This is a genomic window from Streptomyces sp. NBC_00691, from assembly GCF_036226665.1.
Classification (GTDB): Bacteria; Actinomycetota; Actinomycetes; order Streptomycetales; family Streptomycetaceae; genus Streptomyces.
This window is the reverse complement of record NZ_CP109007.1, coordinates 5,993,420-6,018,425: the sequence shown is the minus strand read 5'-3', so window position 1 is coordinate 6,018,425 and position 25,006 is coordinate 5,993,420. Positions and strand designations below refer to the sequence as shown.

General features: G+C 71.9%; 20 protein-coding genes. 6 read left to right on the top strand and 14 right to left on the bottom strand.

From position 1 onward, the window contains the following. Positions 1–35: 35 nt before the first annotated feature. From OG392_RS27265 to OG392_RS27250, 4 genes are all read right to left on the bottom strand, one after another. Positions 36–1,889 carry an ABC transporter ATP-binding protein gene (locus OG392_RS27265; RefSeq protein WP_329283786.1) on the bottom strand — a complete coding sequence of 618 codons (1,854 nt, stop codon included), beginning with the start codon at positions 1,887–1,889 and terminating at the stop codon, positions 36–38. A 122-nt stretch (positions 1,890–2,011) separates the two neighbouring features. Then, complete coding sequence (locus OG392_RS27260) at positions 2,012–2,860, bottom strand: NUDIX hydrolase (protein ID WP_329283785.1); 849 nt, start codon at positions 2,858–2,860, stop codon at positions 2,012–2,014. A gap of 109 nt (positions 2,861–2,969) precedes the next feature. Then, the gene (locus OG392_RS27255; RefSeq protein WP_329283784.1) at positions 2,970–5,066 is read right to left on the bottom strand and encodes a glycogen debranching N-terminal domain-containing protein; all 2,097 of its coding nucleotides are present in this window, start codon (positions 5,064–5,066) and stop codon (positions 2,970–2,972) included. Between the two features lie 115 nt (positions 5,067–5,181). Beyond that, complete coding sequence (locus OG392_RS27250; protein ID WP_329283783.1) at positions 5,182–6,597, bottom strand: DUF4192 domain-containing protein; 1,416 nt, start codon at positions 6,595–6,597, stop codon at positions 5,182–5,184. A gap of 141 nt (positions 6,598–6,738) precedes the next feature. On the opposite strand from OG392_RS27250, the gene OG392_RS27245 reads away from it, so the two are divergent. Both OG392_RS27245 and OG392_RS27240 read left to right on the top strand, forming a co-directional pair. Further along, a complete protein-coding gene (locus tag OG392_RS27245; RefSeq protein ID WP_329283782.1) occupies positions 6,739–8,922 on the top strand; it encodes a RecQ family ATP-dependent DNA helicase in 2,184 nt (727 codons plus the stop codon). 228 nt (positions 8,923–9,150) lie between these two features. Beyond that, on the top strand, positions 9,151–9,780 hold the full coding sequence (locus tag OG392_RS27240) for a hypothetical protein (RefSeq protein WP_329283780.1): 630 nt from the start codon (positions 9,151–9,153) through the stop codon (positions 9,778–9,780). A 59-nt stretch (positions 9,781–9,839) separates the two neighbouring features. Here the strand turns inward: OG392_RS27240 and OG392_RS27235 are convergent, their stop codons facing one another. The 3 genes from OG392_RS27235 to OG392_RS27225 form a co-directional block, all read right to left on the bottom strand. After that, entirely contained in the window at positions 9,840–10,472 is a 633-nt protein-coding gene (locus OG392_RS27235) for a hypothetical protein (RefSeq protein ID WP_329283779.1), read from the bottom strand. A gap of 106 nt (positions 10,473–10,578) precedes the next feature. Then, a complete protein-coding gene (locus OG392_RS27230) occupies positions 10,579–11,289 on the bottom strand; it encodes a ribonuclease HII (RefSeq protein ID WP_329283778.1) in 711 nt (236 codons plus the stop codon). A 127-nt stretch (positions 11,290–11,416) separates the two neighbouring features. Next, on the bottom strand, positions 11,417–12,034 hold the full coding sequence (locus OG392_RS27225) for a TetR/AcrR family transcriptional regulator (RefSeq protein ID WP_329283777.1): 618 nt from the start codon (positions 12,032–12,034) through the stop codon (positions 11,417–11,419). Between the two features lie 133 nt (positions 12,035–12,167). Here OG392_RS27225 and OG392_RS27220 point away from each other — a divergent pair, with 133 nt between their 5' ends. Then, a complete protein-coding gene (locus tag OG392_RS27220) occupies positions 12,168–13,721 on the top strand; it encodes an MFS transporter (RefSeq protein WP_329283776.1) in 1,554 nt (517 codons plus the stop codon). Between the two features lie 55 nt (positions 13,722–13,776). On the opposite strand, the gene OG392_RS27215 is transcribed toward OG392_RS27220, so the two are convergent. Genes OG392_RS27215 through OG392_RS27205 form a run of 3 tightly spaced genes read right to left on the bottom strand, consistent with a single transcriptional unit; the run spans position 13,777 to position 17,001 of the window. After that, on the bottom strand, positions 13,777–14,685 hold the full coding sequence (locus OG392_RS27215; RefSeq protein WP_329283775.1) for an ADP-ribosylglycohydrolase family protein: 909 nt from the start codon (positions 14,683–14,685) through the stop codon (positions 13,777–13,779). Positions 14,686–14,697: 12 nt separating this feature from the next. Next, positions 14,698–15,357, bottom strand: coding sequence for a histidine phosphatase family protein (locus tag OG392_RS27210; protein WP_055601683.1), 660 nt, complete (start codon positions 15,355–15,357; stop codon positions 14,698–14,700). Between the two features lie 33 nt (positions 15,358–15,390). Then, positions 15,391–17,001, bottom strand: a complete 1,611-nt coding sequence (locus tag OG392_RS27205; RefSeq protein WP_329283774.1) for an ABC-F family ATP-binding cassette domain-containing protein — start codon at positions 16,999–17,001, stop codon at positions 15,391–15,393. Between the two features lie 92 nt (positions 17,002–17,093). Between OG392_RS27205 and OG392_RS27200 the strand changes: the two genes are divergently transcribed. Further along, positions 17,094–17,723: a TetR/AcrR family transcriptional regulator gene (locus OG392_RS27200; RefSeq protein WP_329283773.1), complete on the top strand. Its 630-nt coding sequence runs from the start codon at positions 17,094–17,096 to the stop codon at positions 17,721–17,723. Positions 17,724–17,860: 137 nt separating this feature from the next. Here OG392_RS27200 and OG392_RS27195 read toward each other — a convergent pair whose 3' ends face one another. Both OG392_RS27195 and OG392_RS27190 read right to left on the bottom strand, forming a co-directional pair. Continuing rightward, positions 17,861–18,466 carry a YdbC family protein gene (locus OG392_RS27195; protein ID WP_329283772.1) on the bottom strand — a complete coding sequence of 202 codons (606 nt, stop codon included), beginning with the start codon at positions 18,464–18,466 and terminating at the stop codon, positions 17,861–17,863. A 58-nt stretch (positions 18,467–18,524) separates the two neighbouring features. Then, positions 18,525–19,295: an arylamine N-acetyltransferase family protein gene (locus OG392_RS27190; protein WP_329283771.1), complete on the bottom strand. Its 771-nt coding sequence runs from the start codon at positions 19,293–19,295 to the stop codon at positions 18,525–18,527. 196 nt (positions 19,296–19,491) lie between these two features. Between OG392_RS27190 and OG392_RS27185 the strand changes: the two genes are divergently transcribed. Next, the gene (locus tag OG392_RS27185) at positions 19,492–20,022 is read left to right on the top strand and encodes a TerD family protein (RefSeq protein WP_329283770.1); all 531 of its coding nucleotides are present in this window, start codon (positions 19,492–19,494) and stop codon (positions 20,020–20,022) included. A gap of 90 nt (positions 20,023–20,112) precedes the next feature. On the opposite strand, the gene OG392_RS27180 is transcribed toward OG392_RS27185, so the two are convergent. Next, entirely contained in the window at positions 20,113–23,004 is a 2,892-nt protein-coding gene (locus OG392_RS27180) for a vitamin B12-dependent ribonucleotide reductase (protein ID WP_329283769.1), read from the bottom strand. Positions 23,005–23,174: 170 nt separating this feature from the next. Next, on the bottom strand, positions 23,175–23,684 hold the full coding sequence (gene nrdR, locus OG392_RS27175) for a transcriptional regulator NrdR (RefSeq protein ID WP_030325324.1): 510 nt from the start codon (positions 23,682–23,684) through the stop codon (positions 23,175–23,177). Positions 23,685–24,116: 432 nt separating this feature from the next. Here nrdR and lexA point away from each other — a divergent pair, with 432 nt between their 5' ends. Beyond that, positions 24,117–24,905 (top strand): transcriptional repressor LexA, encoded by a 789-nt coding sequence (gene lexA, locus OG392_RS27170; RefSeq protein WP_209497163.1) that lies wholly within the window; start codon positions 24,117–24,119, stop codon positions 24,903–24,905. The last annotated feature ends 101 nt before the right edge of the window (positions 24,906–25,006 follow it).

The following is a 25,006-nucleotide window of genomic DNA, read 5'->3' as shown; positions in this document are numbered from 1 at the left end:
TGGCCGCGAAACGGAGCCTTTCGGTCCGCAAGTGATCACCAACGCGCCTTACGGCGAAGGCCGGTGAACACATAGGCGCAGAGCAACCCGGTCAACGTCAGCGAAAGCGCCACTCCCGCGGGCTGCCCCAGCACCCGCAACGCTCCCGCCAGCCAGCGATCCACCGCCGGGGACCACTGTGGACCGGCGAACTCCCGGAGTCGCGAGGGGAGTCCGGCGGCCGACCGCACAGAAGGTCCTTTCAGCACCTTCTGGAGCAGCGGGACGAGGGCGACCGGCACCGCGAGAACCGCCGCCGCTCCGGCCGCTGCCGCCCGGAACACCCCGGCACCGAGGACTCCGGCCCAGGCGCACCCGACGATCAGTCCTAGCCAACTCGCGCAGAGAGTAGGCCAGTTCTTCGGTACGGAGATCAACTCTCGGCCGTAGACGAACCGCAGAACCTCGAGATCCACCACGACCACGGCGGCCCCCAGCACCAGCGCCACGGCCGCCGCCACGGCCAGTTTCGCCAGCAGCAGCCCGGGCCTGCGCGGCACGGCTCCCCGGCCCGTGGTGAGGGCGGGGTAGCGGTACTCCTCTCCGAAGGAGAAGGCGCCGAGCAGGCCGGCGCCGAGCGCCGCGGGCGGCAGCGGCGAGAGCGCCGGCCAGCCGGCCAGGACGGCGGGCAGGGCGGCGCGCCCGCCCCGCCCGAGCAGCAGGGCGATGGCGACGGAGCCGATCAGGACGGCCGCCACGACGAGCGGGGTGGACGGCACCCCCAGGAGCCGATGAATCTCGTACCGCAAGGGCCGCAGGGGCGAGCGAGCGGGCCTCCGTGCCCCACCCGGCTCCCCGGCCACGCCCTCGCGCGGCACGGGGGCGCGGAACGCGGCGTCATCGGGCGCGGAGCCGCCGGGCGCGGCATCACCGGACACGGGACCGCCGGGCACAGGACCGCCGGGCACGGCATCCCTCCCCGGGCCGGAACCGTTGCCGCCGCCTCCCGCCGGGGTACGCCGGGCAGGCCGGTTGTCAGCGGTGTCCCCGGTCTCGGCGGCGAGCCGGTGGATCGGTACGCCATGACGGAACGCCGTGTCACCGACGGCCGCGCAGTCGCTCCCGTAGACGGACAGCCGGTTGCCGTCCTCGGCGACGACCTCGACCGGCCGCCGGGCGGCCCGTGCCTCCTGGGTCACGACGGCGGCGAGCCGTGCGGCCTGCGGGGTGCGGACGGCGACGCGGGGGCGCAGCCGGGTACGGGCGAACTCGGTGGCGTCCTGGTCGGCGACGAGTCGCCCGCCGTCGAGCGCGACGACCCGGTCGGCGTTGCGGGCCGCGTCCTTGGGGTCCGCCGTGGTGTACAGCACGGTTCCCCCGTCGTCCGCGTGCGCCCGGAGCAGCTCGTACAGCCAGGCGCTCTCGGGTACGGAGAGTCCCGCGGCCGGCTCGTCGAGCAGCAGGGTGTGAGGGTCGCCCAACAGTGCTGAGGCGAGGCCGAGTCGGCGATCCGCCCCGATCGACAGGGTGCCGATCCGTCGGCGCTCCAGGCCGTCGAGGCCGACGGCCCGGGCGAGTTCCCCGGCTCGGGCGGCGGGGACCCCCGTGGCGGCGCAGAGCATCCGCAACTGACCCCGGAGCGTGCGGGAGGGGTGCCCGGGGATGTCCCCGAGGAGGACGCCGACCTCGCGCGGCGGGTGGGCGATGCGGTGCAGCGGCCGGCCCCGGAAGTAGGTGATCCCCCGGCCCGGCTCGAGTTCGAGCATGAGCCGGAGCGCCGTGGTCTTGCCCGAGCCCGCGGAGCCGAGGAGAGCGGTCACAGTGCCCGGCCGGGCCTCGAAGGTCAGATCGTCCACGGCGGGCGGGCGATCGCGGCGGGGAGTGCTGGTCAGTCCGATTGCCTGGAGCATCGCTTCTCTCGCGGTAGGTGACACCGCTCCGCGGCAGGGCGGCGCTACCGCAGCAAGATAACGCTACATTTCGGACTTTCAGCGCAGGGTTGGTCTCCAGGAGTGCCGGAGGCACCGGTCGGTCAGATTTCGGGGCGCAGCATCGGCGGGTTGAGGAGAGTGGCCCCACCCGCCCTGAAGAGCTGTGCAGGGCGCCCGCCCTGACGAGTCGTCGTACCGCCGGCCGGAACGAGGAAGCCGGGCGTGCCGGTCACCTTCCGGTGGAAGTTGCGCGGATCCAGGGCCACGCCCCAGACGGCCTCGTAGACGCGTCGCAGCTCTCCGACCGTGAACTCCGGCGGACAGAAGGCCGTGGCCAGGGACGAGTACTCGATCTTGGAGCGTGCGCGCTCCACTCCGTCGGCGAGGATCCGGGCATGGTCGAAGGCGAGCCCCGCCGGGCCGCCTTCCTTCTCGTCACCCGCCGCGTCACCGGCGCGCCACGGCTCCCCGGCACCGCCGACGCCGCGGGCCGCTCCGGCGGCCTGCGCCGCCCCCGCGAGCGCGTCCTCACCGAGCAGCTCCTCGACGGGTGCCCAACGGGCGCTGTTCGCGTCGCCACCGGCCCGCGGCGCGGGAAGGTCCGGGGCGAGCGCCAGATGCGCGACGCTGACCACCCGCATGCGGGGGTCCCGGTCGGGCGCCCCGTACGTCGCCAGCTGTTCCAGGTGCGCGCCGTTACTGGGTACGGGCGGCGGGGCGGCCGGATCCTGGGCGCACAGGCCCGTCTCCTCGACCAGCTCACGCGCGGCGGCACCACTGAGGTCCTCGTCCTCGCGCACGAAGCCGCCGGGCAGGGCCCAACGCCCCTGGTACGGCGCCTCCCCCCGCCGTACGACCAAGGTGCAGAGCGCATGTCGGCGCACGGTGAGCACGACCAGATCGACGGTCACGGCGAAGGGCGGAAAGGCCGACGGGTCGTAGGGAGGCATGCCGCGATCATAGTCGTCTTCCTGACGATAAGCACGCCCCTCGGGAGCATCCGCGCTGACTTCCGCGCCCTGCCGCGAGGCTTCCGTCGTGTCTGTGCCCGGCATCCCGTCACACCCCCAGTTGAAGGCCCTCTGCGGCCTCCTCGACCATACCGAGACCGAGCCTGCCGACCCGTACGGCGAACGGCTCACCCGCGACCACGAGCCCCGAGAACCGGACCGCTCCGAGCGGCGCCGACCGCAGGGGGTGCGTCGACACGGACCGGCCCGGCGCGTCCGGCCGGATCCCGGCGAGGGCCAGCAGAGTGTGGACGGCCCCGGCGGCCGCCACCGCCGCCGGCCGGCACGCGGCGGGGTGCGGCACCGGCCGGCCGCCCGCCGTGCGCTGCTCCCCCGCGTACATCTCGGGCAACCGGTATGTGAAGGCCTCGGCCGCGTCGAGCAGGCCACGGAGCAGGGCGGAGGCCTCCTTCTCGTGACCGAGGGCGGCGAGTCCCGCCACGGCGACCGCCGTCTCGTGCACGCGCACGGCACCGGCACGGTGGCCGAAGGGGTTGTGCCCCGGTTCCTTGGCACCGAGACCGCGCAGCCCCCAGCCGGAGTCCAGGGCGGGGGTGCCGAGCAGTCTCGCCACCTGTTCGGTCTCCGTCCTGTCCAGCAGTCCGGGGGCGAGGCGTCCGCCACCGAGCAGCCCGGTGTCGAGCAGATGCGCCGCCCAGCCGCCCAGCTGGGGCCAGGTCCGTCCGTCCGGTCCGCGGGCGACGGCCGGTCGGCCGCCGGCCAGGTCGTCGAGCCAGAACTCCCGCCGGAAGCTCTGGCGCAGCGTCCCCGCCACATCGCGCAGTGCGTCTCCTCCGGGTCTGCCGCAGGCGTCGAGCAGGTCCGCTCCGAGCAGCGCCGCGCGATGCGCGTGTGCCTGCGTCTCGGCGCGCCACGGTCCGGCGGGGCCCGGGTCCGGCACGAGCCCGCTCGCGCCAGCCGTCCGGCGCAGCCAGTCGAGGCAGCGCTCCGCCACGGGCAGCAGCTCTTCCAGGTCCGCCGCCGACAGCCCCCAGCGGCGCGCCTCGGCGAGCACGACCGGATAGGCGAGGGTGGCCTCGATGCCGGTGCAGCGGGGCGGCAGGTGCGGGCCGGCGTCCCTGAGGGGTCCCGGGATGCGGCCGGACTCGGCTCCATCGCCGCAGAGTTGAGTGCGCCCGAGGGCGCGCAGGGTGGTGACGGCGAGCCGGGTGCCGAGGGGCAGGGCCATCCGGGCGGCCCAGAGCGCCTCGGCGGTGACGGGTCCGCAGCGCCAGGGGACGCCTGCGGCGAGGTGGACGTCCGCCGGGTGTGCCGGGTCGCGCTGGAGGAGGGCCCGCAGGTCCTGGACGGAGGCGCGGAGGAGCTCCCCCGGTCGGGGGTCGTCGCCCTCTGCGAGGCCCTCGGCGAGGACGTGGCCTCCAGGCCGTCCGGCGCCGCCCGGGGAGCCGGTGGGGCGGCCCGGCGCACCGTCACGTACCCGCAGCAGGACCGTGAACGTGCCCCCGGGCGCCAGCTCGGCCTCCCAGCGGAGGACGCCCGCCGCCGCAAGGGCGTCCATGGGCGGCGGGTCCGCCGTGACAGTGACGGATCGTCCGCCGTCGCCTGTCCAGCGCAGGCCGGTGCCGTGGACGCTCGCGGCGAGCTCGGGTCCTGGCCGGCCGGACGCCACCGCGCCGAGGTGCGCGAGATCCGACCCCAGAGCGATTTCCACGGGGAGGCGGAGGGGGCGGGCGACGGCGCTGCGGAGGGTGATCCGCTCGCTGCCGTCGGCGCTCCGCGTGCGTTCGACGGTGAGTCCAGGATCGGGTCCCGGGTCCCCGGGGACCCGGAGGACTCCGAGGAACGCCGCGCGGTCCGATGCGGCCATGCGGCCCTGGAGGGCGACCGGCTCGCGCCCCGCCACGCGCAGGACGCAGCGGGAGAGGAGCCGTCGCCCCGCCACGTACACGCCCTCGGGTCCCTCGCCGGTGAGCTGGCCGTGTGCGGAGCAGACGGCGAGGGCGGGCAGGGCGACGCAGAGGAGCGCGTCGTGCACCGAGGGAAGCTCCATGGGCCGGGCTTCGCGCGGTGGCGCGACGCCGGTACCGGCGCCGGTACCGGGTTGACGCCCGGTGGGACGGCCGGGCACGTGGCCGCTGGGTGGTCCGGTGGGGCGGCCGGAGGCCGGGACAGGGCTGAGGGCCATGGCGGGTACGGGGTGCTCTCTGTGCGGACCGGGCGGCCGGCGATGTGTCGGCGGCACGGCTCGGACGACTCCGCCAGAGAGCTGAACGCGCCGACGGGTGGCCGGGTCACGGTCGTCATCGCCCGCTCCTGGTGCCCCGCTGCCCGCCGCGGCTCGGACTGCCGCTCCGCGGCTTCCCCGCGGCGGGCCCACCGGGTCGGACTCCGGCCGAGGAGCGGCGCTCCGCTCCGCCGGTCCTGCTCCCGGCCTTCCGGAGGGTCTGCCGGCTGCTCTGCGGGCGTGCGAGGCGCGTCCGGACCCGCGGGGACGCTCCCGGGGCCTCGTCCGTGGCGGTCCGGCTGTCCCGCTCGGTCCGCAGGCAGGAGCGGAGCGACTCGGGGTCGAGCCCTTCGTTGCACGCCTGGTGCAGCAGCCTGGCGAAGACGTACTCGGGGTCGATGTCGAGCGCGAGTCCGAGGGCGACCCGGGCGGTCGGCTCGTCGCCGGTGGACCAGGCCGTCCAGCCCGCGAGGGTGAGTGGTGCGACCGCGTGTTCCTGGTAGGGGGCGACGCAGCGCCGGGCCAGTACCCGCCAGAGGCGCAGGGCGGCGGTGCCCTCCCAGCCTTCCATCCATTCGGCGGCACGGTCCCGGGTGACGCGGTCCTGGAGGCCGAGGATCAGCGCGGCAGCTTCACCGGTCTCGACCAGAGCGTCGTCGGCCGCGTCGCTCTCGACGGTGCCCGCGACGCCGCCCCTCACGGCGCTCGGCCCGGTCGGACCGCCGCTCCCGCCGGTCGGCCCGGCCTCCCCCTTCGGACGGGCGAACCGGCGGAGGACCGCCCGCGCGAGGCTCAGCGTCGTCTCGCGCACCGCGGCCCGCCCCTCGCCCTCGGCGTCCTCGAGGATCCGAGGGACGAGCGCGGCGGCGCTCGCGTCGAGCGCCGCGCGCTGCTCCTCCTCGCGGGGGCCGCCGGAGGGCTGGAACCGCCGCTCCATGTCCCGCAGGGACCCCCGCACCTGGACTCCGGCGTACGCCGCGGTCGCCGCCATCACCGTCGTACCGCTGAGGGCGAGCGGCGTGCCGTCGGGCGGGCAGCAGCGGGCGTCGGGGCAGCAGTAGGAGAAGAAGAGACCGTCGGAGATGCACAGGGCTTCGTAGACCGGGATGTCGAGAGCGCCGCACGCTGTGCGCAGCCGCTGGGCGAAGGGACGCAGCCGCTCCATGACCCTGCGGCCCGTCTCGCCCGCCGCCGGGTCCTGGCAGAGGAAGACGACGATGCCGTCAGGTCGGTCGCCGCTCCTGCTGCCTCCCTCGACGAGGCATTCGGCGAGGTGGTCGGCGGTGGACGCCCACTCGCGGGGCGAGCGGGGAATGCCCAGCCTGACCCGTCCTCCGAAGCGGCCGTGCTCGCCGTGGAGGGCGACCAGGACAACGGAGTCGGTGGGGTGGAAGCCCAGCACGAACGGCAGGGCGTCGGCCAGTTCCGCCGGGCCGCGCAGGGTGATCCGGGTACGGGAGAGGTCGCTGGATTCGTGGTGATTCGCGTTCATGGTCAGGACGGTCTCGTGATCTCCCGAAATCCGAAACCCCTGTGGATAACTCCCGGAACGGGGCTTCCGTCGGCCTGTCGAGTTGTCCACAGGTTCGGCGCTCATTCGCGCGATGTCCGAGGCATCGGGTTGCATGGAGTCATGACCCACGCAGACCCCCAGGAAGACCGCGCCGCGCTCCGGACCGCCGCCGATGCCGTGCTCGCCCGTCTCGTCTCGGACCCGACCGGCACGGCGAGACTGCGCGAGGACCAGTGGCGGGCCATCGAGGCCCTGGTCGCCGACCGGCGCCGGGCCCTGGTGGTGCAGCGGACGGGCTGGGGCAAGTCGGCCGTGTACTTCGTGGCGACCTCGCTGCTCCGGGAGCGTGGCAGCGGCCCGACCGTGATCGTCTCCCCGCTGCTCGCGTTGATGCGCAACCAGGTGGAGGCGGCCGCGCGGGCAGGCATCCGAGCCCGGACGATCAACTCGTCGAACACGGAGGAGTGGGACACCGTCCAGGAGGAGGTGGCCGCCGGCGAGGTGGACGTGCTCCTGGTGAGCCCCGAGCGGCTCAACAATCCGGACTTCCGTGACCAGGTACTTCCCCGCCTCGCCGCCGCCACCGGGCTGCTCGTGGTCGACGAGGCGCACTGCATCTCGGACTGGGGGCATGATTTCCGGCCCGACTACCGCCGGCTGCGCACCATGCTGGCGGACCTGCCGTCCGGGGTTCCGGTGCTCGCCACCACGGCCACGGCGAACGCCCGGGTCACGGCGGACGTGGCCGAGCAGCTCGGCACGGGCGCGGGCACGGACGCCCTGGTGCTGCGCGGCCCGCTGGACCGGGAGAGCCTGAGCCTGGGCGTGGTCCGGCTGCCGGACGCGGCCCACCGGCTCGCCTGGCTGGCCGATCACATCGGCGAGCTGCCCGGCTCCGGCATCATCTACACGCTGACGGTCGCCGCGGCGGACGAGGTCACGGCCTATCTGCGTCAGTGCGGGCACACGGTCTCCTCGTACACGGGCCGTACGGAGAACGCCGACCGGCAGCAGGCGGAAGACGATCTCCAGGCAAACCGGGTCAAGGCGCTCGTGGCGACCTCCGCCCTCGGCATGGGCTTCGACAAGCCCGACCTGGGTTTCGTGGTGCACCTGGGGTCGCCGTCCTCGCCGATCGCGTACTACCAGCAGGTCGGCCGTGCCGGGCGAGGTGTGGAGCACGCCGAGGTGCTCCTGCTGCCCGGGCAGGAGGACGAGGCGATCTGGCGCTACTTCGCCTCGGTGGCCTTCCCTCCGGAGGAGCAGGTGCGCCGCACGATCGACGTGCTCGCCCAGGCGGGCAGGCCCTTGTCCCTGCCGGCGCTGGAGCCCCTGGTGGAGCTGCGCAGGACCCGTCTGGAGACGATGCTCAAGGTCCTCGACGTGGACGGCGCGGTGCGTCGGGTGAAGGGCGGCTGGGAGAGCACGGGCCGCCCCTGGGTCTACGACACAGAACGGTACGCCTGGGTGGCGCGGCAGCGGGCGGCCGAGCAGCAGGCGATGCGCGACTACGCGGCGTCGTCGGGCTGCCGGATGGAGTTCCTGCGCCGCCAGTTGGACGACGAGGAGGCAGCGCCGTGCGGCCGCTGCGACAACTGCGCGGGGAGCCGGTTCGATCCGAAGGTCTCCGACGCGGCGCTGGACGCGGCCAAGGGCGAGCTGGGCAGGCCCGGTGTGGAGGTCGAGCCGCGGAAGATGTGGCCGACCGGACTCGCGGCCGTGGGGGTCGATCTGAAGGGTCGTATCCCGGCGGGCGAGCAGGCCTCGGGGGGCCGTGCCCTCGGCCGGCTCTCGGACATCGGCTGGGGCAACCGGCTGCGTCCGCTGCTGGCCGACACCGCCACCGACGGTCCGGTTCCGGACGATGTCGTGCAGGCGGTGGTGCATGTGCTCGCCGACTGGGCGAAGGGGCCCGGCGGTTGGGCCTCCGGGGCGCCGGACGCGCTCGCCCGGCCGGCCGGCGTGGTCACGGTCGCCTCCCACCGGAGGCCCCGCCTGGTGGGTTCACTCGGTCAGCGGATCGCCGAGATCGGCAGGATGCCCCTGCTCGGAGCGGTGGAGTACGCGCCCGAGGCGGAGGATGTGCGACTGTCCCGGACCAACAGCGCCCAGCGGGTGGTGGGGCTGCAGCGCACCCTGACGGTCTCCGCCGAACTGGGCGGGCGGCTGACCTCGGCGGGCGGGCCGGTCCTCCTCGTCGACGATCTGTCCGACAGCGGCTGGACCTTGGCGGTGGCGGCCCGGCTGCTGCGACGGGCGGGAGCGGAAGGGGTGTATCCGCTGGTACTTGCCGTCCAGGGGTGAAACAGGAGGGGAAACGGGGAGTGAACAATGGGCAACTGGGCAGGGATATGAAAGGCATACCGACGCAATCCCGTCAGCGGCCTCAATTGCTCGTTGCCGCTCGCCCACGGGGCAGCAAGAATTGGGAAACCGCCTCGCACGCCCCGCCAGCGGTCCGGACGGGTTGTGCTGTGCTGCGCCCTCACCCGACCTTGCCCGCCTCGCGGGCGTGTATCCGAAGGGAGGACCGTGACCCTCGGATTCGCTCCGCCCACAGCCGCCTCGCTCAGATCGTCGTCCGAGTCCACCAACCGCCTCGCTCGGATACTCGAACCTGCCGAGTGGTCTTCGGCGGGGATCCCCCTGTTGACCAATCCGCGCGAGGTCGTCGGCGGACTGCACTCGCGCCACGCGCCCACTCCCTCGATGGCGGTCCTGGCGATCCTGGACCACGAGGAACGGATCGCTGCCAGCGCCTCGTTCGTCCGTCGCCCGACCCCGGCGGACGGCTGGGAGTTCCGCAACGCACTCCTCGCGCATCTGCGGCGGGTCATTCCGCACGACCTTCGCAGGCGCACGCCCGTTCGGACCGCGGTGCTGATGTACTGCCGCGAGGGCGACGAACGGTGGACCGAGGAGGACGGAGCCTGGATGTGGGGGCTCCGGGACGCCTGCACCTTGCACGGGCTCCGCTGCGGCGCGTACATCACGCTGACCCGAGCGGGCTGGCAGGTGCTCGGTGACGGCCGCGGCGGACGGCGTCCGAGCTCCGACTCGACTCCCCTGCCGCTCGGCGAGGGGCAGGCCGAACTCGGGCGGCTCACGCCGAGAACCGCGAGCGGGGCCACCGAGCCCCTGCGCCGGGCCGCCGCGCGCTGATCGCGCGGACGACGTCGGCCCCCGCCGGACCTGGTGCGGTCCGGCGGAGGGGCGGTCGTTCAGACTCCGGCGCCCGCTCCGAGCAGCGCCGTGACGTGCTGCGGGTCACCGCAGACGACGAGCAGGGCACCGGCACGGGCCAGGGCCGAGGGAAGAGCCTTGGCGGCCGTCTCCTCGTCCCCGCCGTTGACCGCGACGATGACCACCGGGCGGGCGGCCGCCCGCTCCACGGCGGCTCCGTGCGCGAAGAACACGTCGTCGCCGGTGTCCTGCTGGGCCCAGTAGGACGCCTCGCCGAAGGTCAGCTCGTGCGTGGCCCACGGGTGCGGGTCGCCGGTCGTCAGCACCAGGACCTCGCCAGGCGCCCGGCCACTCTCCAGGAGCAGGTCCAGGGCCTCTTCGGCGGCGTCGAGCGCGCCGTCGGCGGCGGCCGTGATCAGCTGGAGTTCCGGCGTGGACCGCTGATCGGAACGATTCTCCTGGGCTTTCGCCGGAGACGGCCCGGGACCGGGCTGCGGGCGCGGCGCCGCGGGCCTGGCAGGGCCGGGAACGGGGCGTCCGGGACGCGGTGAGGCCGCGGTACGCGGGCCGGGTACGGGACGGGGGGTCGACGCGGGGCGGCCGGCGGCCGCGGTGGCGCGGGGACCCTGGGCGCTCTCGTGAATCTGAGGCTCCTCGGGGATGAGAGGCATGGGTGGATGTCTATCAAACGCCGCTGCGCGAGGCACCGGCGGGTGGGCACACATGTGCGCCCCGGTCGCGTGGGAGACCCATGGACAGGTTCCCGCGACCGGAAGTTCAGAAGTCGAAGCCGAGTTGGCCCCCGCTTTCCAGCGCGACCGCCTCGGCGGAGAGGCGGACCTTTTTGAGGTGGCGCCACCTGGGCATCGCGTCCAGGTACGACCAGGAGAGACGGTGGTGCGGGGTGGGCCCCAGCTCTTCGAGCGCCGCTTTGTGGACCGGCGAAGGGTAGCCCGCGTTGGCACCGAAGGCGTACGCCGCGTAGTCCTCGCCGCCGAAGCCCAACTGCGCCATGACGGCGTCCCGCCGGACCTTGGCGATCACGGAGGCGGCGGCCACGGCGATACAGGACTGGTCGCCCTTGATCACCGTACGGACCTGCCAAGGGCTGCCGAGGTAGTCGTGCTTGCCGTCGAGGATCACGGCGTCGGGCCGCACAGGGAGGCCTTCCAGCGCCCGGACCGCCGCGAGCCGCAGCGCGGCGGTCATGCCGAGTTCGTCTATCTCCTGCGGCGAGGCGTCGCCCAGGGCATACGCCGTGACCCAGTGCTCCAGCTCCGCGGCGAGCGCGGTGCGGCGTTTGGGGGTGAGCAGTTTGGAGTCGGTGAGCCCCTCGGGCGCCCGGCGCAGTCCGGTGACGGCGGCGCACACGGTGACGGGGCCGGCCCATGCTCCGCGTCCGACCTCGTCGACTCCGGCAACGATCTTGGCGCCGGTGGTGGCTCGGAGCGATCGCTCGACGGTGTGGGTGGGTGGTTCGTACGGCATGGCGCTTGACAGGTTACGCCGCTCGGCGCCGGGTGCGATACCCGGATTCCCGTCGGACGCCCGAGGGGCGGTCGCGGCGCACCCCCCGGCCCGTGCGCGCCACCCCTCGGGGACCGGTCGGCCCGGGTCAGGCACGCAGGAGCGGCACCATGATCCGGTCGATCAGATCCGCGATCTCATGGTCCGGCCATTCGCTTGCGCACACCTTCGAGCGATACATCATCATCGCGGGTACGACATCGAGCACAAGATCATTGTTTGCGTCCGCGCGCACCTCACCCCTTTCGATTCCACGGCGCAGCACCTCCCGGAAGAGTCGGGCCGAGGGCTCGACCACCCCCGTGACGATCAGACCGTGGAACCTCTCGGCAGCCTCGGCATCGCATTCGTGAAGAACAGCACGCAAGGCGAAGCCGGGCCTGGAGTACATGACGTCCCGGACGCGGCGGCACAGCTCGTAGAGCTCCTCGCGCACGCTCCCGAGATCCGGAGCCTCGTCGAGGGCCGGAAGTCCGGCCTGGAGCGCGTCCGCGACGAGGTCTTCCTTCGACGGCCATCGCCGGTACACCGCGGCTTTGCCCGTCTGCGCGCCGACCGCGACACCTTCCATGGTCAGACCGTTCCAGCCGACGCTTCCCAGTTGCTCGAGCGCGGCCTCCAGGATGGCCCGTTCTAGCACGGGGCCGCGGCGTCGCAGTGCCACCCCTGCCGGCCGGGCGGCGGCCGTGGAGCGCGAAGTAACCATCAGGATCTCTCCGTTGAGGCGGTGTCATGTCGTCGGCAGTGCTCAGTGAACGGTTGCGTTCACTGAGGGGGACTCACTACCGTGATGAACAGTGAACGGGTGCGTTCACTAATTCTTCCGTGGGGGATCCATAGTGACAACTTCTCCGGTCGACACACAGACCAAGGACGGACCAGCTCGCGCCGGAGGACGGCCGGGTATCGCCTTGACGGTCATCGCCGCCTGCCAGCTGATGGTCGTCCTCGACGCCACCATCGTGAACATCGCCCTGCCGCACATCCAGGACGCGCTCTCCTTCTCGACCACCGACCTGTCGTGGGTGCTCAGCGCCTACACGCTCACCTTCGGCGGTCTGCTGCTCCTCGGCGGACGGGCCGGGGACATCCTGGGGCGGCGCCGGGTGTTCATGGCCGGCATCCTGCTCTTCACCTTCGCCTCGCTGCTCGGCGGCTTCGCCCAGGAGCCCTGGCAGCTGCTCGCCGCCCGGGCCCTGCAGGGGGTCGGCGGGGCCATCGCCTCGCCCACCTCGCTCGCGCTGATCACCACGACGTTCCCCGAAGGTCCCGAACGCAACCGGGCGTTCGGCGTGTTCGCCGCCGTCTCCGCCGGTGGCGGCGCGATCGGTCTGCTCGCGGGCGGCGTCCTCACGGAGTGGCTGGACTGGCGCTGGGTCCTCTTCGTGAACGTGCCGATCGGTCTGCTGATCGCCTTCCTCGCCCCGCGCTACATCGCCGAGTCCGAGCGCCACCCCGGCCGGTTCGACATCGCCGGAGCCGCGACCTCGACCCTCGGTATGGCGGCGCTGGTCTACGGGTTCATCCGCGCGTCCGAGAAAGGCTGGGAGGACGCGCTGACCATCGGTTCCTTCGTCTCCGCGGTCATCCTGCTCGTGGCCTTCGCGGTCGTGGAGTCCCGTGCGAAGGAACCGATCACCCCGCTCCGGATGTTCGCGGACCGCAACCGCTCGGGCACGTACGTCATCATGCTCAGCCTGGCGGCGGCCATGTTCGGCATGTTCTTCTTCATCGTTCTCTGGGTGCAGAACGTCCTGGGCTACACCCCCATCCAGTCCGGACTCGCCTTCCTTCCCGTGACCTTCGCGATCGGCGCCGGCGCGGGGCTCGCCCAGCGGCTGCTGCCGGTGCTCGGCCCCAAGCCGTTCATGGTGAGCGGTGCGGCGATCACCGGCGCGGGTCTGTTCTGGCTGACGTTCATCAGCTCGGACAGCAGCTACGCGAGCGGTGTCCTCGGCCCGATGGTCCTGTTCGGCTTCGGTATGGGCCTCAACTTCGTGACGCTCACACTGACGGCCGTCTCCGGAGTGGCCCAGCATGAGGCGGGTGCCGCGTCGGGCCTGCTCAACGCCACCCAGCAGGTGGGCGGTTCGCTGGGCCTGTCCATCCTGGTCACGATCTTCGGCACGGCGAGCCGCGAGGAGGGCGAGAAGCAGATGCCCGCCTTCCTCGCGAACTCGACGCCCGAGCAGCAGGCCGAGGCGATGAAGACGCACGAGCTGCCCGCCCCCTGGGGGCACGAGGTGCTGACCTCGGGCATCTCCTCGGCCTTCACGGCCGCGGTCGGGATGGTGCTGATCGCGCTGGCGACGGCCGTCCTGGTGATCCGGGTCCGCAAGAGCGACCTGGAAGCGCTCAGCGGCCGGGCGGAGGCCGCCGGGCCGGTGGCCTGAGAACGCGCCGATGGCCCCCGAAACCCCGCAGGGTTTGGGGGGCCATCGTGCCGTTTCAGGCCGTCTCGGCCGGAACCCACTCCGGCAGGTCCTCGGTCTGCCGCAGCCACTCCGCCGGCGGCCCACCGGTCGTCGCCGCGGCCACGACGCCGCCGGCGATGGCACAGGTCGTGTCGACATCGCCACCGACCTGCGCGGTCGTCCAGAACACCCGCTCGAAGTCACCGAGGCCGCGGGCAGCCGACCAGAGCGCGAACGGAACCGTGTCGTGTGCGCTCGTCCGGCGACCGCTGCCGAGGACCGCGGCGACCGTGCCCGCGTCGCCGTAGTCGAGCATGTCGCGGGCCCTGCGCAGGCCCGCCCCGACCGCGCTGCGCGGCACCAGGGCGATGACCCCGTCGAGCAGCGCCTCCGGAGTCGGCGGTCCGGCGGGATCGGCGGCCAGAGCTGCCGCGGCGGCGACGGCCATGGCACCCACCACGGCCTCACGGTGCTGGTGGGTCGGGTAGGCGGAGATCTCCGCCTGGTGCGTCGCCTGCTCCGGGTCGTCCGCGTACCAGGCCCCGAGCGGCGCGATCCGCATCGCGGCGCCGTTGCCCCAGGAGCCCTGCCCCTGGAAGAGCGCGGCGGCCAGCTCCCGCCAGTCGCCCCCCTCCCTGATGAGCCGGAGCATGCGGTTGACCGCGGGGCCGTAACCCCGGTCGAAGTCGTGGTGCTGAGCGAAGGACATGGCCAGGGCGTCCTGGTCGATCCGTTCGTGGCGGGCGAGGACGGCCAGGACGGAGCAGGCCATCTCGGTGTCGTCGGTCCACTGCCAGGGGCCGTCGGGCAGCTCGCGCCGCTTCAGCAGGGGATAGTTGGCGGGTACGAAGAACTGGGAGCCCAGGGCGTCTCCCACGGACAGCCCGCGCAGGCTGGCCAGGGCGCGGTCGAAGCGCCGGTCGAATGAGGAGTCAGCGGTCATCGGTCTGCCACTCTATCCGGTAGGGCCGTACGGTTCCGGGGTGCGCCAGCGTTCGAACGGCCTGTCCAGCCTGTATCGCCCGTCCGCGTCGAGCAGGAGCATGCGGGTCTCGGCGTTGCCCGGGTTCGACAGCGACTCGAAGTCCGCGACCGTCCAGTGGAACCAGCGCATGCAGAACAGCCGCATGGTCAGTCCATGGGTGACGATCAGGACGTTGGGCGGATGGTCGGGCGCCTCGAAACTGCGGTACAGGCTCTCCAGGAACGCCCCGACCCGGTCGTACACGTCCGCCCCCGACTCACCCTGGGCGAAGCGGTAGAAGAAGTGCCCGTAGGCGTCCCGATAGGCCTTCTGCAGGCGTACGTCCTCCCGCTCCTGCCAGTTGCCCCAGTCCTGCTCGCGCAGCCGGGGCTCCTCACGCACCCTGACCTGCTCCGGAGGCAGCCGGAAGGCACGGAGGGTCTCGTGGGTGCGGCGGTACGGCGAGACGTAGACGCTCACCGCCTCGTCCCCGAAGAGTTCCCGCAGCCGCTCCCCTGTCTCCTCCGCCTGTCGCCATCCGGTCTCCGTGAGCCGTAGGGCGTGATCGGGCTCCCGTTCGTACACCGTGTCATCCACATTGCCCTCGGACTCTCCGTGCCGTACGAGGACGATGCGCCGCGGTCGTGCCATACCCCGACCCTAGATCGCCGGTCCTGAGCGGGCTCAGCCGAGGAGGCGTCCGGAGTCCATCCGGCGTATGTGCCCGGTGAAGCGGCGACGCAGCGCACGGTCGTGCGAGACCACCACCAGGCCCCCGGTCCACTGCTCCAGCGCCGCTTCCAGCTCTTCCACGAGCCCCGGGGCCAGGTGGTTGCCCGGCTCGTCGAGCAGGAGGAGGTCCGCGGGCCGGGCCAGCAGCCGGGCGAGCGCCAGCCGGCGGAGCTGGCCCGCGGAGAGACCGCCGACCGGCACACTCAGGTCGGCCGGGCGGAACAGTCCGTACGACAGGAGCAGTTCGGCCCGCTCCTCCTCGGCCAGGGCGAGACCGCGTCCGAAACTGGCCAGCAGCCGCTCCTCGGGGCGCCGGACCGTGACGTCCTGGGCCAGACAACCGATCCGGCCATGGCGCCGGACGTCTCCGGTGTCGGGCTCGACCGCCCCCGCCATGACCCGCAGCAGCGTGGACTTGCCCGCGCCGTTGCCGCCGTGGACGAGCAGCCGCTCCCCCGCCCGGACGGTGAGGGTGTCCACGGAGAGCCGGTCCGCGACCCGTACTCCGGTGAGGGTGACGAGTGCTCCCTCCGCTCCGCCCGCCAGGGGCCGGGCGGAGAAGGAGAGGGGCGGAGGCGGCTGGGGCACGGGCTCGTCGCGGAGTCGCCTCAATCGCTCCCGGGCGTTGCGCACGCGCCCCGAGACAGAGGCCTGGACGCGGCCCGCCGCCCGGTCGAAGGCCATCTTGTTGTTGTCCTTCATCTCCCTCCCGGGAGCGACCCCGTGCGCCGTGGTCGTGGCGTACGCCTCCAGCCGTGCCGTCTCCTCGCACCACTCCTCATAGGCCTCCTCCCAGCGCCGTCGTGCGGCCAGTCGTGCCGCGCGGTAGCCGGCGTAGCCGTCTCCGTACCGCACGAGCGAGCGCCGGTCGGAGTCCACCTCGACGATCGCCGTGGCGACGCGCTCCAGGAAGGTCCGGTCGTGGGAGACGGCCACGACGGTGCCTCGGTGCGCGAGGAGGGCGGCCTCCAGCCAGTCGAGCGCCTGCGCGTCGAGGTGGTTGGTGGGTTCGTCGAGCAGCAGCACTTCGGGGCCGGCGGCGACCGCGCAGGCGATGCCGAGCCGGGCCAGCTCGCCACCGGAAAGGCTGCCGAGTATCCGCTCGCGGCCCGTACCGGCGAGGCCCAGTCCGTGAAGAGCCTTGTCGACCCGGGCGTCGGCCTCGTAGCCGCCCCGGAGCTCGTAGGCGGTGAGGAGCTCCCCGTACGCGTCGAGCTCCGCTCCGTCCGCCGCGTCGAGCCGGTTCTCCAGCGCGCGAAGCCGACGCTCCATGCCACGGAGTTCGGCGAGCGCCGCGTCGATCGCGTCACCGACGGTGGCCTGGGGAGGCAGCTCGGGTGTCTGGGCGAGCATCCGCAGACCGCCGTCGGCGACGGTGACGACGCTGCCCTCGTCGGGCTGCTCCGTCCCGGCGAGGAGACGCAGCAGGGTCGACTTCCCCGCGCCGTTCTCCCCGACGATCCCGATCCGCTCCCCGGGGCGCACGGAGAGCGAGACCTGATCGAGGAGCAGTCGTTCCCCACGGGACACGACGACGTCATGCAGTGAGATCTGAGTGGGCAAGGGCGCCTCCGGAAGCAGACGGTCAAACGCAACCACGATTGCATTAAGGCGAGTGTGGCAGACTCGGTCCACTAACGCAACAGGAGTGGCAATTGAATGACTCGATCGAGGAGCGCCCGGCTCCGGCACCCGGCAGCACACGCCCCGGCGGCCGCACCGCGCGCACCCGGACGGCCGTCCGCGACGCCGTCCTGACCGGCCTGTCCGAGCACGGTTACCCGGCCCTGACCGTGGAATACGTCGCGGAGCACTCGGGCGTCCACAAGACGACGCTCTACCGCCGCTGGGGAAGCGTCGAAGGCCTTCTCGCCGACGCGCTCGACCTGGCGAACGAGGACGCCTGGACGCCACCGGACACCGGGAGCCTCTCCGGAGATCTGCGCGCACTCGCGCACGAGGTCGTCGACGCCTTCGGCGATCCCGCCACGGGGGCGGCGCCCACCGCGTTCGTCGGCGCCGCGTTCCAGTCCCCTCGGGCGGCGGAAGCCCTGCGCGCCTTCTACGTGGAGCGCTTCCGGCGCTGCGAGGTCGTCGTCACCCGCGCCGTCACACGCGGCGAGGCGCCGCCGGGCACGGACGCGGGAGCGGCCGTCCGGGCGGTCTCCGCCCCCCTGTTCCTGCGGCTCTTCGTCACCCGCGAACCGATCGACGGAGCGTTCGCGGACCAGGCCGCACGCGCGGTTCTGGCAGGGGTGCGAGCGGGCGCGTACGTCCCCGCGTAGGTCTTCCCGGCTCAGGCCTCCCGCCGCAGGCGTTCCGCCCAAGGCTTCCCGCGCAGACGCTCCCGCCTAGGCGTTCCCGCGTACGCCGTCCCGGGTAGCGGCCCTTCCGGACCCTTCGGGAGCCGATCCGGGCTCGCTCAGACCGTCCAGGCCGCCTCGAGCTGGACCACGTCCCCGGCCAGCGCCGCCACATCGGCCGCGGTCCTGGCCCGGAGCCCGAGCCGCTCGATCCGCTCCACCCGGTACTTCCCGTGCTCCGCGGCGGACTGCCACATCGACAGGACCAGGAACTCGCTGCCGGGAGCCTCGCCGAACAGGCCGCGGAGCATGCCGGGGGACCCGGCCATCGCCGGGTTCCACACCTTCTCCTGCATCAGCGCGAAGTGCTCGGCACGGTCCTCGTGGACACGGCAGTGCGCCACCCTGGCCACATCCGCGTCGGAGAACTTCGGCTCGAAACCGGTCTTCACATCGAAGCGGTGGTCGAACAGCTTGACCTGGATGTCTTTGAACGTGCCCACCTGCGCGGCCGCCAGACGATCGTGCGAACGCGCCATGAACGAGTCGTAGAAGGCCCTGCTCTCCCAGAACCCGAAGACATGGGCGACGTCCGGCCGAGCCCGGCTCCACCCACCGCCCTGCCCCCGGAATCCCGGCTCACCGAGCAGCCCCGCCCATTTCCGCTGCCCCCGCTCGAACCCTCGACGGTCCATCACGGTGCAGCGAATCCACTTGACCAGCACCGCGCCATCGTACGGGCCAGGAGACCGCCCCGGCAGACCCCGTCAGGACCCGCCAGAGTCACGCCGGGTGCAAGCGCTCGAGTCCCGTGCGCTCCTCGTCGTCCAGTTCGATCCCGAAACGGCTCTCCAGGATCGCGATCAACTCGTCCACCGGTACGCGACGTTCCTTGACGACGCCGTCGGTCCGTACCGTCGACAGCGTGTCGCGCACCAGCGCCCTGCGCTCGTCCGCTCCCGGCCACTGGGCCACGACCTGGCCGAGGAAGCGGGACTGCGGATGACTGGAGCTGTAGTGGTTCATGACGGTGAAGTCACCCGGGTAGAGGGTCTGCGGGGAGAAGGCGTACAGGTCGGTCCATCCCTCCGGGCGGAGCGACCTCAGCACGTGGATACCCTCGTCCTCCACGGCCGTCCCGAAGGTCCAGCCGCTCTGCTCGACGCGCGCCCCGTCCCGCAGGGGCACCGGCTCAAGCGGCCCCTGCCAGCCGAACCCCACGTCGGCGAGCCACTGTTCGCCCTCGATCTCGACGACGAGCATCGCGTGCGTGACGGGCGGCAGCGCCGCGCCTCGCGAACGGTTCCGCGCTCCGCGCCCGGTCACCGCGAAACCGATCCGTTCGAGCACGGCGGCGAACAGGGAGTTCTGCTCGTAGCAGTAACCTCCACGGCGTCGCTCGACGAGTTTGGCCTGAATGCTCTTCAGATCCAGTGGAACAGGACGCCCCAGGGCGACGTCGAGGTTCTCGAAGGGCACCGCGCGGACATGCGCCCGGTGAAGGGCCGTCAATGTCCTCAGATCGGGGACGAGTTCCCCGTCCCGTTCGACCACGTATCCGATTCGAGCCAGATATGCATCGAGATCCAGCTCCTCACCACTCCACAAACCGCTCTCCCCCTCAACCCCCGGGCCCACTGTCGTAGCCCCATGACACCATGAGCAATCAGCCCACGACCAAGGGCTTTTGAGCGGGTGGACGGTTCGACGCGAGACGTGCGCGGGGGCGTACGCGGAGAGGGGAAGCACCATGAGCGGACTCAACAAAGGGGTGGGCCGGGTCGAGGTGACACTCAAGTGGGACCCTGCCCCGAGCGGCGCGCCGGCCCACGACCTGGACATCGTCGCCGGTGTCTTCGACGCGGACGACGCGCACGGAGCCCCGGTCCAGCTGGTGCACTTCGGCAGCCGGTCCCCCGACGGCACGATCACGCTCCACCGGGACAGCCGTACGGGCCAGGGATTCGGCTACGACGAGGCCATGACCCTGGAGCTCGACCGGCTTGCACCGCGGTACGCGCGCGTGGTGGTGGGCGTCGCCATACAGCAGGGCGGCGGCCGGCGGTCCTTCGGCGACGTGGCGAACACGGGCATACGGGTCCGCGAGGGGTACACGGACCTGCTGGTCCACGACTTCGCGGACGTGCCGGACGCCCTCTCGGCGACGGTCGTGGAGTTCACCCGGGACGGCGCCGAAGGCTGGACGTACCGCCCGATCAGCCAGGGCTTCGACGCCGACCCCCAGGCGTTCGGCACGGTGCTGGGTTCCCTACGCGCCTGAAGGCCTGGACGACCGCCGGCGGTCGACGCCCGGACACGGCAAAGGGGACCGGCACAAGGCCGGTCCCCTTCATGAAGCACCTACTCGATGTCAGCTGCAGCCGCTGGTCGAGCCGCAGCCCTCGCAGATGTAGCAGGAGCCGGCGCGCTGCATCTTCGTCCCGCAGGAGAAGCAGAGCGGGGCGTCGGCGCTGATGCCGAGCTGCATCTCGACGAGCTCCGCCGAGGTGTGCGCCTGCTTCGGGGCCGGGATCTCGGTCTTCGGGGCCGGGGCCGCGACGGCCTTCAGCTCCTGGGCGCAGGGCGCGGACTGGGCCAGCCCCTCGACGTCGACCTCGTCCTCGGACTGCTCGTACGAGCCGGTGTCCAGGTGACGCTGACGCTCCTCGGCCGAGTGGATGCCGAGCGCGGAGCGGGTCTCGAAGGGCAGGAAGTCCAGCGCCAGGCGGCGGAAGATGTAGTCGACGATCGACTGCGCCATCCGCACGTCCGGGTCGTCCGTCATGCCGGCGGGCTCGAAGCGCATGTTGGTGAACTTCGAGACGTAGGTCTCCAGCGGGACGCCGTACTGCAGACCGACCGAGACGGCGATGGAGAAGGCGTCCATCATGCCGGCGAGCGTCGAACCCTGCTTGGACATCTTGAGGAAGACCTCGCCGAGACCGTCGTCCGGGTAGGAGTTGGCGGTCATGTAACCCTCGGCGCCACCGACGGTGAAGGAGGTGGTGATCCCCGGGCGGCCCTTGGGCAGACGCTTGCGGACCGGACGGTACTCGACGACCTTCTCGACGGCCTCGCGGATCGTCGCCTCGGTCTTCGCGGTGACCTCGACCTTCTCCTGCTCCTTCTTCTTGGCGGAGAGGGGCTGGCCGACCTTGCAGTTGTCGCGGTAGATGGCGAGCGCCTTGACGCCCATCTTCCAGGCCTCGAAGTAGACCTCTTCGACGTCCTCGACCGTGGCCGTCTCCGGCAGGTTCACGGTCTTGGAGAGGGCGCCCGAGATCCACGGCTGGATGGCGGCCATCATGCGGACGTGGCCCATCGCGGAGATGGAGCGCTCGCCCATGGCGCAGTCGAAGACCTCGTAGTGCTCGGTCTTCAGACCGGGGGCGTCGATCACATTGCCGTTCTCGGCGATGTGGGCGACGATCGCCTCGATCTGCTCCTCCTGGTAGCCCAGGCGGCGCAGGGCCTGCGGGACGGTGCCGTTGACGATCTGCATCGAGCCGCCGCCGACGAGCTTCTTGAACTTGACCAGGGCGAGGTCGGGCTCGAGGCCGGTGGTGTCGCAGGACATCGCGAGACCGATGGTGCCGGTCGGGGCGATGACCGAGGCCTGCGCGTTGCGGAAGCCGTTCTTGGCGCCGAGGCGGATCACGTCCTGCCAGGCCTCCGTGGCGGCGGCCCAGATCGGCGAGTCCAGGTCGTCGACGCGGACGGCCTTGGTGTTCTCGTCGGCGTGCTGCTGCATGACGCGCTGGTGCGGCTCGGCGTTGCGGGCGTAGCCGTCGTACGCGCCGACGACCGCGGCGAGCTCGGCGGAGCGCTTGTACGAGGTACCGGTCATCAGGGAGGTGATGGCACCGGCGAGGGCGCGGCCGCCGTCGGAGTCGTACGCGTGACCGGTCGCCATCAGCAGGGCGCCGAGGTTGGCGTAGCCGATGCCGAGCTGGCGGTAGGCGCGGGTGTTCTCGCCGATCTTCTCGGTGGGGAAGTCGGCGAAGCAGATGGAGATGTCCATCGCGGTGATGACGAGCTCGACGACCTTGGCGAAGCGCTCGACCTCGAAGGCCTGGTTGCCCTTGCCGTCGTCCTTGAGGAACTTCATGAGGTTCAGCGAGGCGAGGTTGCAGGACGTGTTGTCCAGGTGCATGTACTCGCTGCACGGGTTCGAGCCGTTGATACGGCCGGACTCGGGGCAGGTGTGCCAGTGGTTGATCGTGTCGTCGTACTGGATGCCCGGGTCGGCACAGGCCCACGCGGCCTCGGCCATCTTGCGGAAGAGCGACTTGGCGTCGACCTCCTCGATGACCTCGCCGGTCATGCGGGAGGTGAGACCGAACTTCCCGCCGGACTCGACGGCCTTCATGAACGTGTCGTTCACACGGACCGAGTTGTTGGCGTTCTGGTACTGGACGGACGTGATGTCGTCGCCGCCCAGGTCCATGTCGAAGCCCGCGTCACGGAGGGCGCGGATCTTCTCCTCCTCCTTGACCTTGGTCTCGATGAAGTCCTCGATGTCGGGGTGGTCGACGTCGAGGATGACCATCTTGGCCGCGCGGCGGGTCGCGCCGCCCGACTTGATCGTTCCGGCGGAGGCGTCGGCTCCGCGCATGAACGAGACCGGGCCGGAGGCGTTGCCGCCGGAGGAGAGCAGCTCCTTGGAGGAGCGGATGCGGGAGAGGTTCAAGCCGGCGCCGGAGCCGCCCTTGAAGATCATGCCCTCTTCCTTGTACCAGTCGAGGATGGACTCCATGGAGTCGTCGACGGCCAGGATGAAGCAGGCGGAGACCTGCTGGGGCTGGGGCGTGCCGACGTTGAACCAGACCGGCGAGTTGAAGCTGAAGATCTGGTGCAGGAGGGCGTAGGCCAGCTCGTGCTCGAAGATCTCGGTGTCGGCGGGCGAGGCGAAGTAGCCGTACTCCTCGCCGGCCTTCGTGTACGTCTTCACGATCCGGTCGATGAGCTGCTTGAGACCGGTCTCGCGCTGCGGGGTGCCGACCGCCCCGCGGAAGTACTTGCTGGTGACGATGTTGACCGCGTTCACCGACCAGAAGTCGGGGAACTCGACGCCACGCTGCTCGAAGTTGATCGAGCCGTCGCGCCAGTTGGTCATGACGACGTCACGGCGCTCCCACGCCACCTCGTCGTACGGATGCACGCCGGGGGTGGTGTGGATGCGCTCGATACGCAGGCCCTTGCTCGTGGCCTTCGCTCCCTTGGAACGAGAACCACGCGCCGGACCGCTCGCCGTCTCTGTCATGCCGCCTCCCATATACGGGCAAAACACACTTTGGCGCCCAGATAGTCCCAGGGCACCGTCTTCTGTACGTCGTTCTGTACTGCTGCCACGAACGCCACGGGGGTCACTCGGGGCACGTCTGCCGGGCCGCTCGGCGGCCGGATCGCCGGGCGCGGGGCCCGGACCGCCGGTCAATCGGCGGCGGTGGCGGGAACGGGGACCTCGGGGGTCGCACCGGTCCCGCGGTTCTCAGCGGGAGGCCGCACGCGGAGTTCCGCGATGGCGGCCTCGAAGTCTTCGAGGCTGTCGAAAGCCTTGTACACGGACGCGAAGCGCAGGTACGCGACGAGGTCGAGTTCCTGCAACGGGCCGAGAATGGCCAGCCCCACGTCGTGGGTGGTCAGCTCGGCGCTGCCGGTGGCGCGCACCGCCTCCTCGACCCGCTGGCCGAGCTTGGCGAGGGCGTCCTCGGTGACCGGCCGTCCCTGGCACGCCTTGCGTACGCCGGAGATGACCTTGGTACGGCTGAAGGGCTCGGTGACGCCGGAGCGCTTCACCACCATGAGCGAGCACGTCTCCACCGTCGTGAAACGACGGGAGCAGTCAGGGCACTGGCGACGACGCCGGATCGACGTCCCGTCGTCGGTGGTGCGACTGTCGACGACACGGCTGTCGGGGTGCCTGCAGAAGGGGCAGTGCATTGGTTCCGACCCTCCCTCACGGCACGACTGGTGGACCTCGCCCGACCGTCAAGGCCCTGCGAAGCGACCACCAGCATAGGCGATGTGGGCAGCCCCGGCAGACCGGGGACCACTACCCCTGGGTGGCCGGTGCCATCCAACCACTAGATCTTGGGTTCGCGGCGATTCCAGGCCCCCGCGTGTCGCGGCGCGCGCGCTCCCGTGATTCGGCCCCTCCGGGTGCGACACTGAGAGGGTGCGCCGCGCGCGACCCAGCGGCGAAGGCTACCGTGACGACGGCCGGAGACGGCGGCGCAAGAGTGCTCATACACCTGCATGCGTATACGCGTAAGGCAATCTGCGAATTTTCACTCGAACGTGTGTTTGGCGCAACCTTTCGAAAGCCACTACCGTTGTGCCAGCCAGGGAGACCATTCGAGAGGGGCCGACGACGTGACCACCACCGCAGACAGTGCCACCATCACCGCCCAGGACCGCTCCCAGGGCCGACTCGAGCCGGTGCACGCCATGAATGACACCAGCATGAACGGTGAGGAGCCCGGGCGACCTGCCCGCGCCCTCCCCGGGCGACCTCCAGGCATCCGAGCCGACAGCTCCGGTCTCACCGACCGGCAGCGCAGGGTCATCGAAGTCATCCGCGACTCGGTCCAGCGGCGCGGCTACCCGCCGTCGATGCGCGAGATCGGGCAGGCCGTCGGCCTGTCCAGCACGTCCTCGGTGGCGCACCAGCTCATGGCGCTGGAGCGCAAGGGCTTCCTCCGCAGGGACCCGCACCGCCCCCGCGCGTACGAGGTGCGTGGATCCGACCAGCCGAGCACCCAGCCGACGGACACCACGGGCAAGCCCGCCGCGTCGTACGTGCCGCTGGTCGGCCGGATCGCGGCCGGTGGCCCGATCCTCGCCGAGGAGTCCGTCGAGGACGTCTTCCCCCTCCCCCGGCAGCTTGTCGGTGACGGAGAGCTCTTCGTCCTCAAGGTCGTCGGCGACTCGATGATCGAGGCCGCCATCTGTGACGGCGACTGGGTCACCGTGCGCCGCCAGCCGGTCGCGGAGAACGGCGACATCGTCGCGGCCATGCTGGACGGCGAGGCCACGGTCAAGCGCTTCAAGCGCGAGGACGGTCACGTCTGGCTGCTCCCGCACAACGCGGCGTACCAGCCCATCCCCGGCGACGAGGCGACCATCCTCGGCAAGGTCGTGGCGGTGCTGCGGCGGGTCTGACGCACCCGTCGGCTCTGACCGGGCCCCGGGACCCACTGCGCCGGTCCCGGGGCCCTGCCGTGTCCTGCCGAGCCCCGGTGGACCGGGGCTCGGCAGGGTGG

Coding starts and splice junctions, on each gene's coding strand:
- OG392_RS27185 (WP_329283770.1), top strand. CDS start 19,492: ATGAGCGGACTCAACAAAGGGGTGGGCCGGGTCGAGGTGACACTCAAG.
- OG392_RS27250 (WP_329283783.1), bottom strand. CDS start 6,597: ATGAACGCGAATCACCACGAATCCAGCGACCTCTCCCGTACCCGGATC.
- OG392_RS27180 (WP_329283769.1), bottom strand. CDS start 23,004: ATGACAGAGACGGCGAGCGGTCCGGCGCGTGGTTCTCGTTCCAAGGGA.
- OG392_RS27225 (WP_329283777.1), bottom strand. CDS start 12,034: ATGGTTACTTCGCGCTCCACGGCCGCCGCCCGGCCGGCAGGGGTGGCA.
- OG392_RS27265 (WP_329283786.1), bottom strand. CDS start 1,889: ATGCTCCAGGCAATCGGACTGACCAGCACTCCCCGCCGCGATCGCCCG.
- OG392_RS27245 (WP_329283782.1), top strand. CDS start 6,739: ATGACCCACGCAGACCCCCAGGAAGACCGCGCCGCGCTCCGGACCGCC.
- OG392_RS27210 (WP_055601683.1), bottom strand. CDS start 15,357: ATGGCACGACCGCGGCGCATCGTCCTCGTACGGCACGGAGAGTCCGAG.
- OG392_RS27215 (WP_329283775.1), bottom strand. CDS start 14,685: ATGACCGCTGACTCCTCATTCGACCGGCGCTTCGACCGCGCCCTGGCC.
- OG392_RS27260 (WP_329283785.1), bottom strand. CDS start 2,860: ATGCCTCCCTACGACCCGTCGGCCTTTCCGCCCTTCGCCGTGACCGTC.
- OG392_RS27255 (WP_329283784.1), bottom strand. CDS start 5,066: ATGGCCCTCAGCCCTGTCCCGGCCTCCGGCCGCCCCACCGGACCACCC.
- OG392_RS27230 (WP_329283778.1), bottom strand. CDS start 11,289: ATGCCGTACGAACCACCCACCCACACCGTCGAGCGATCGCTCCGAGCC.
- OG392_RS27235 (WP_329283779.1), bottom strand. CDS start 10,472: ATGCCTCTCATCCCCGAGGAGCCTCAGATTCACGAGAGCGCCCAGGGT.
- nrdR (WP_030325324.1), bottom strand. CDS start 23,684: ATGCACTGCCCCTTCTGCAGGCACCCCGACAGCCGTGTCGTCGACAGT.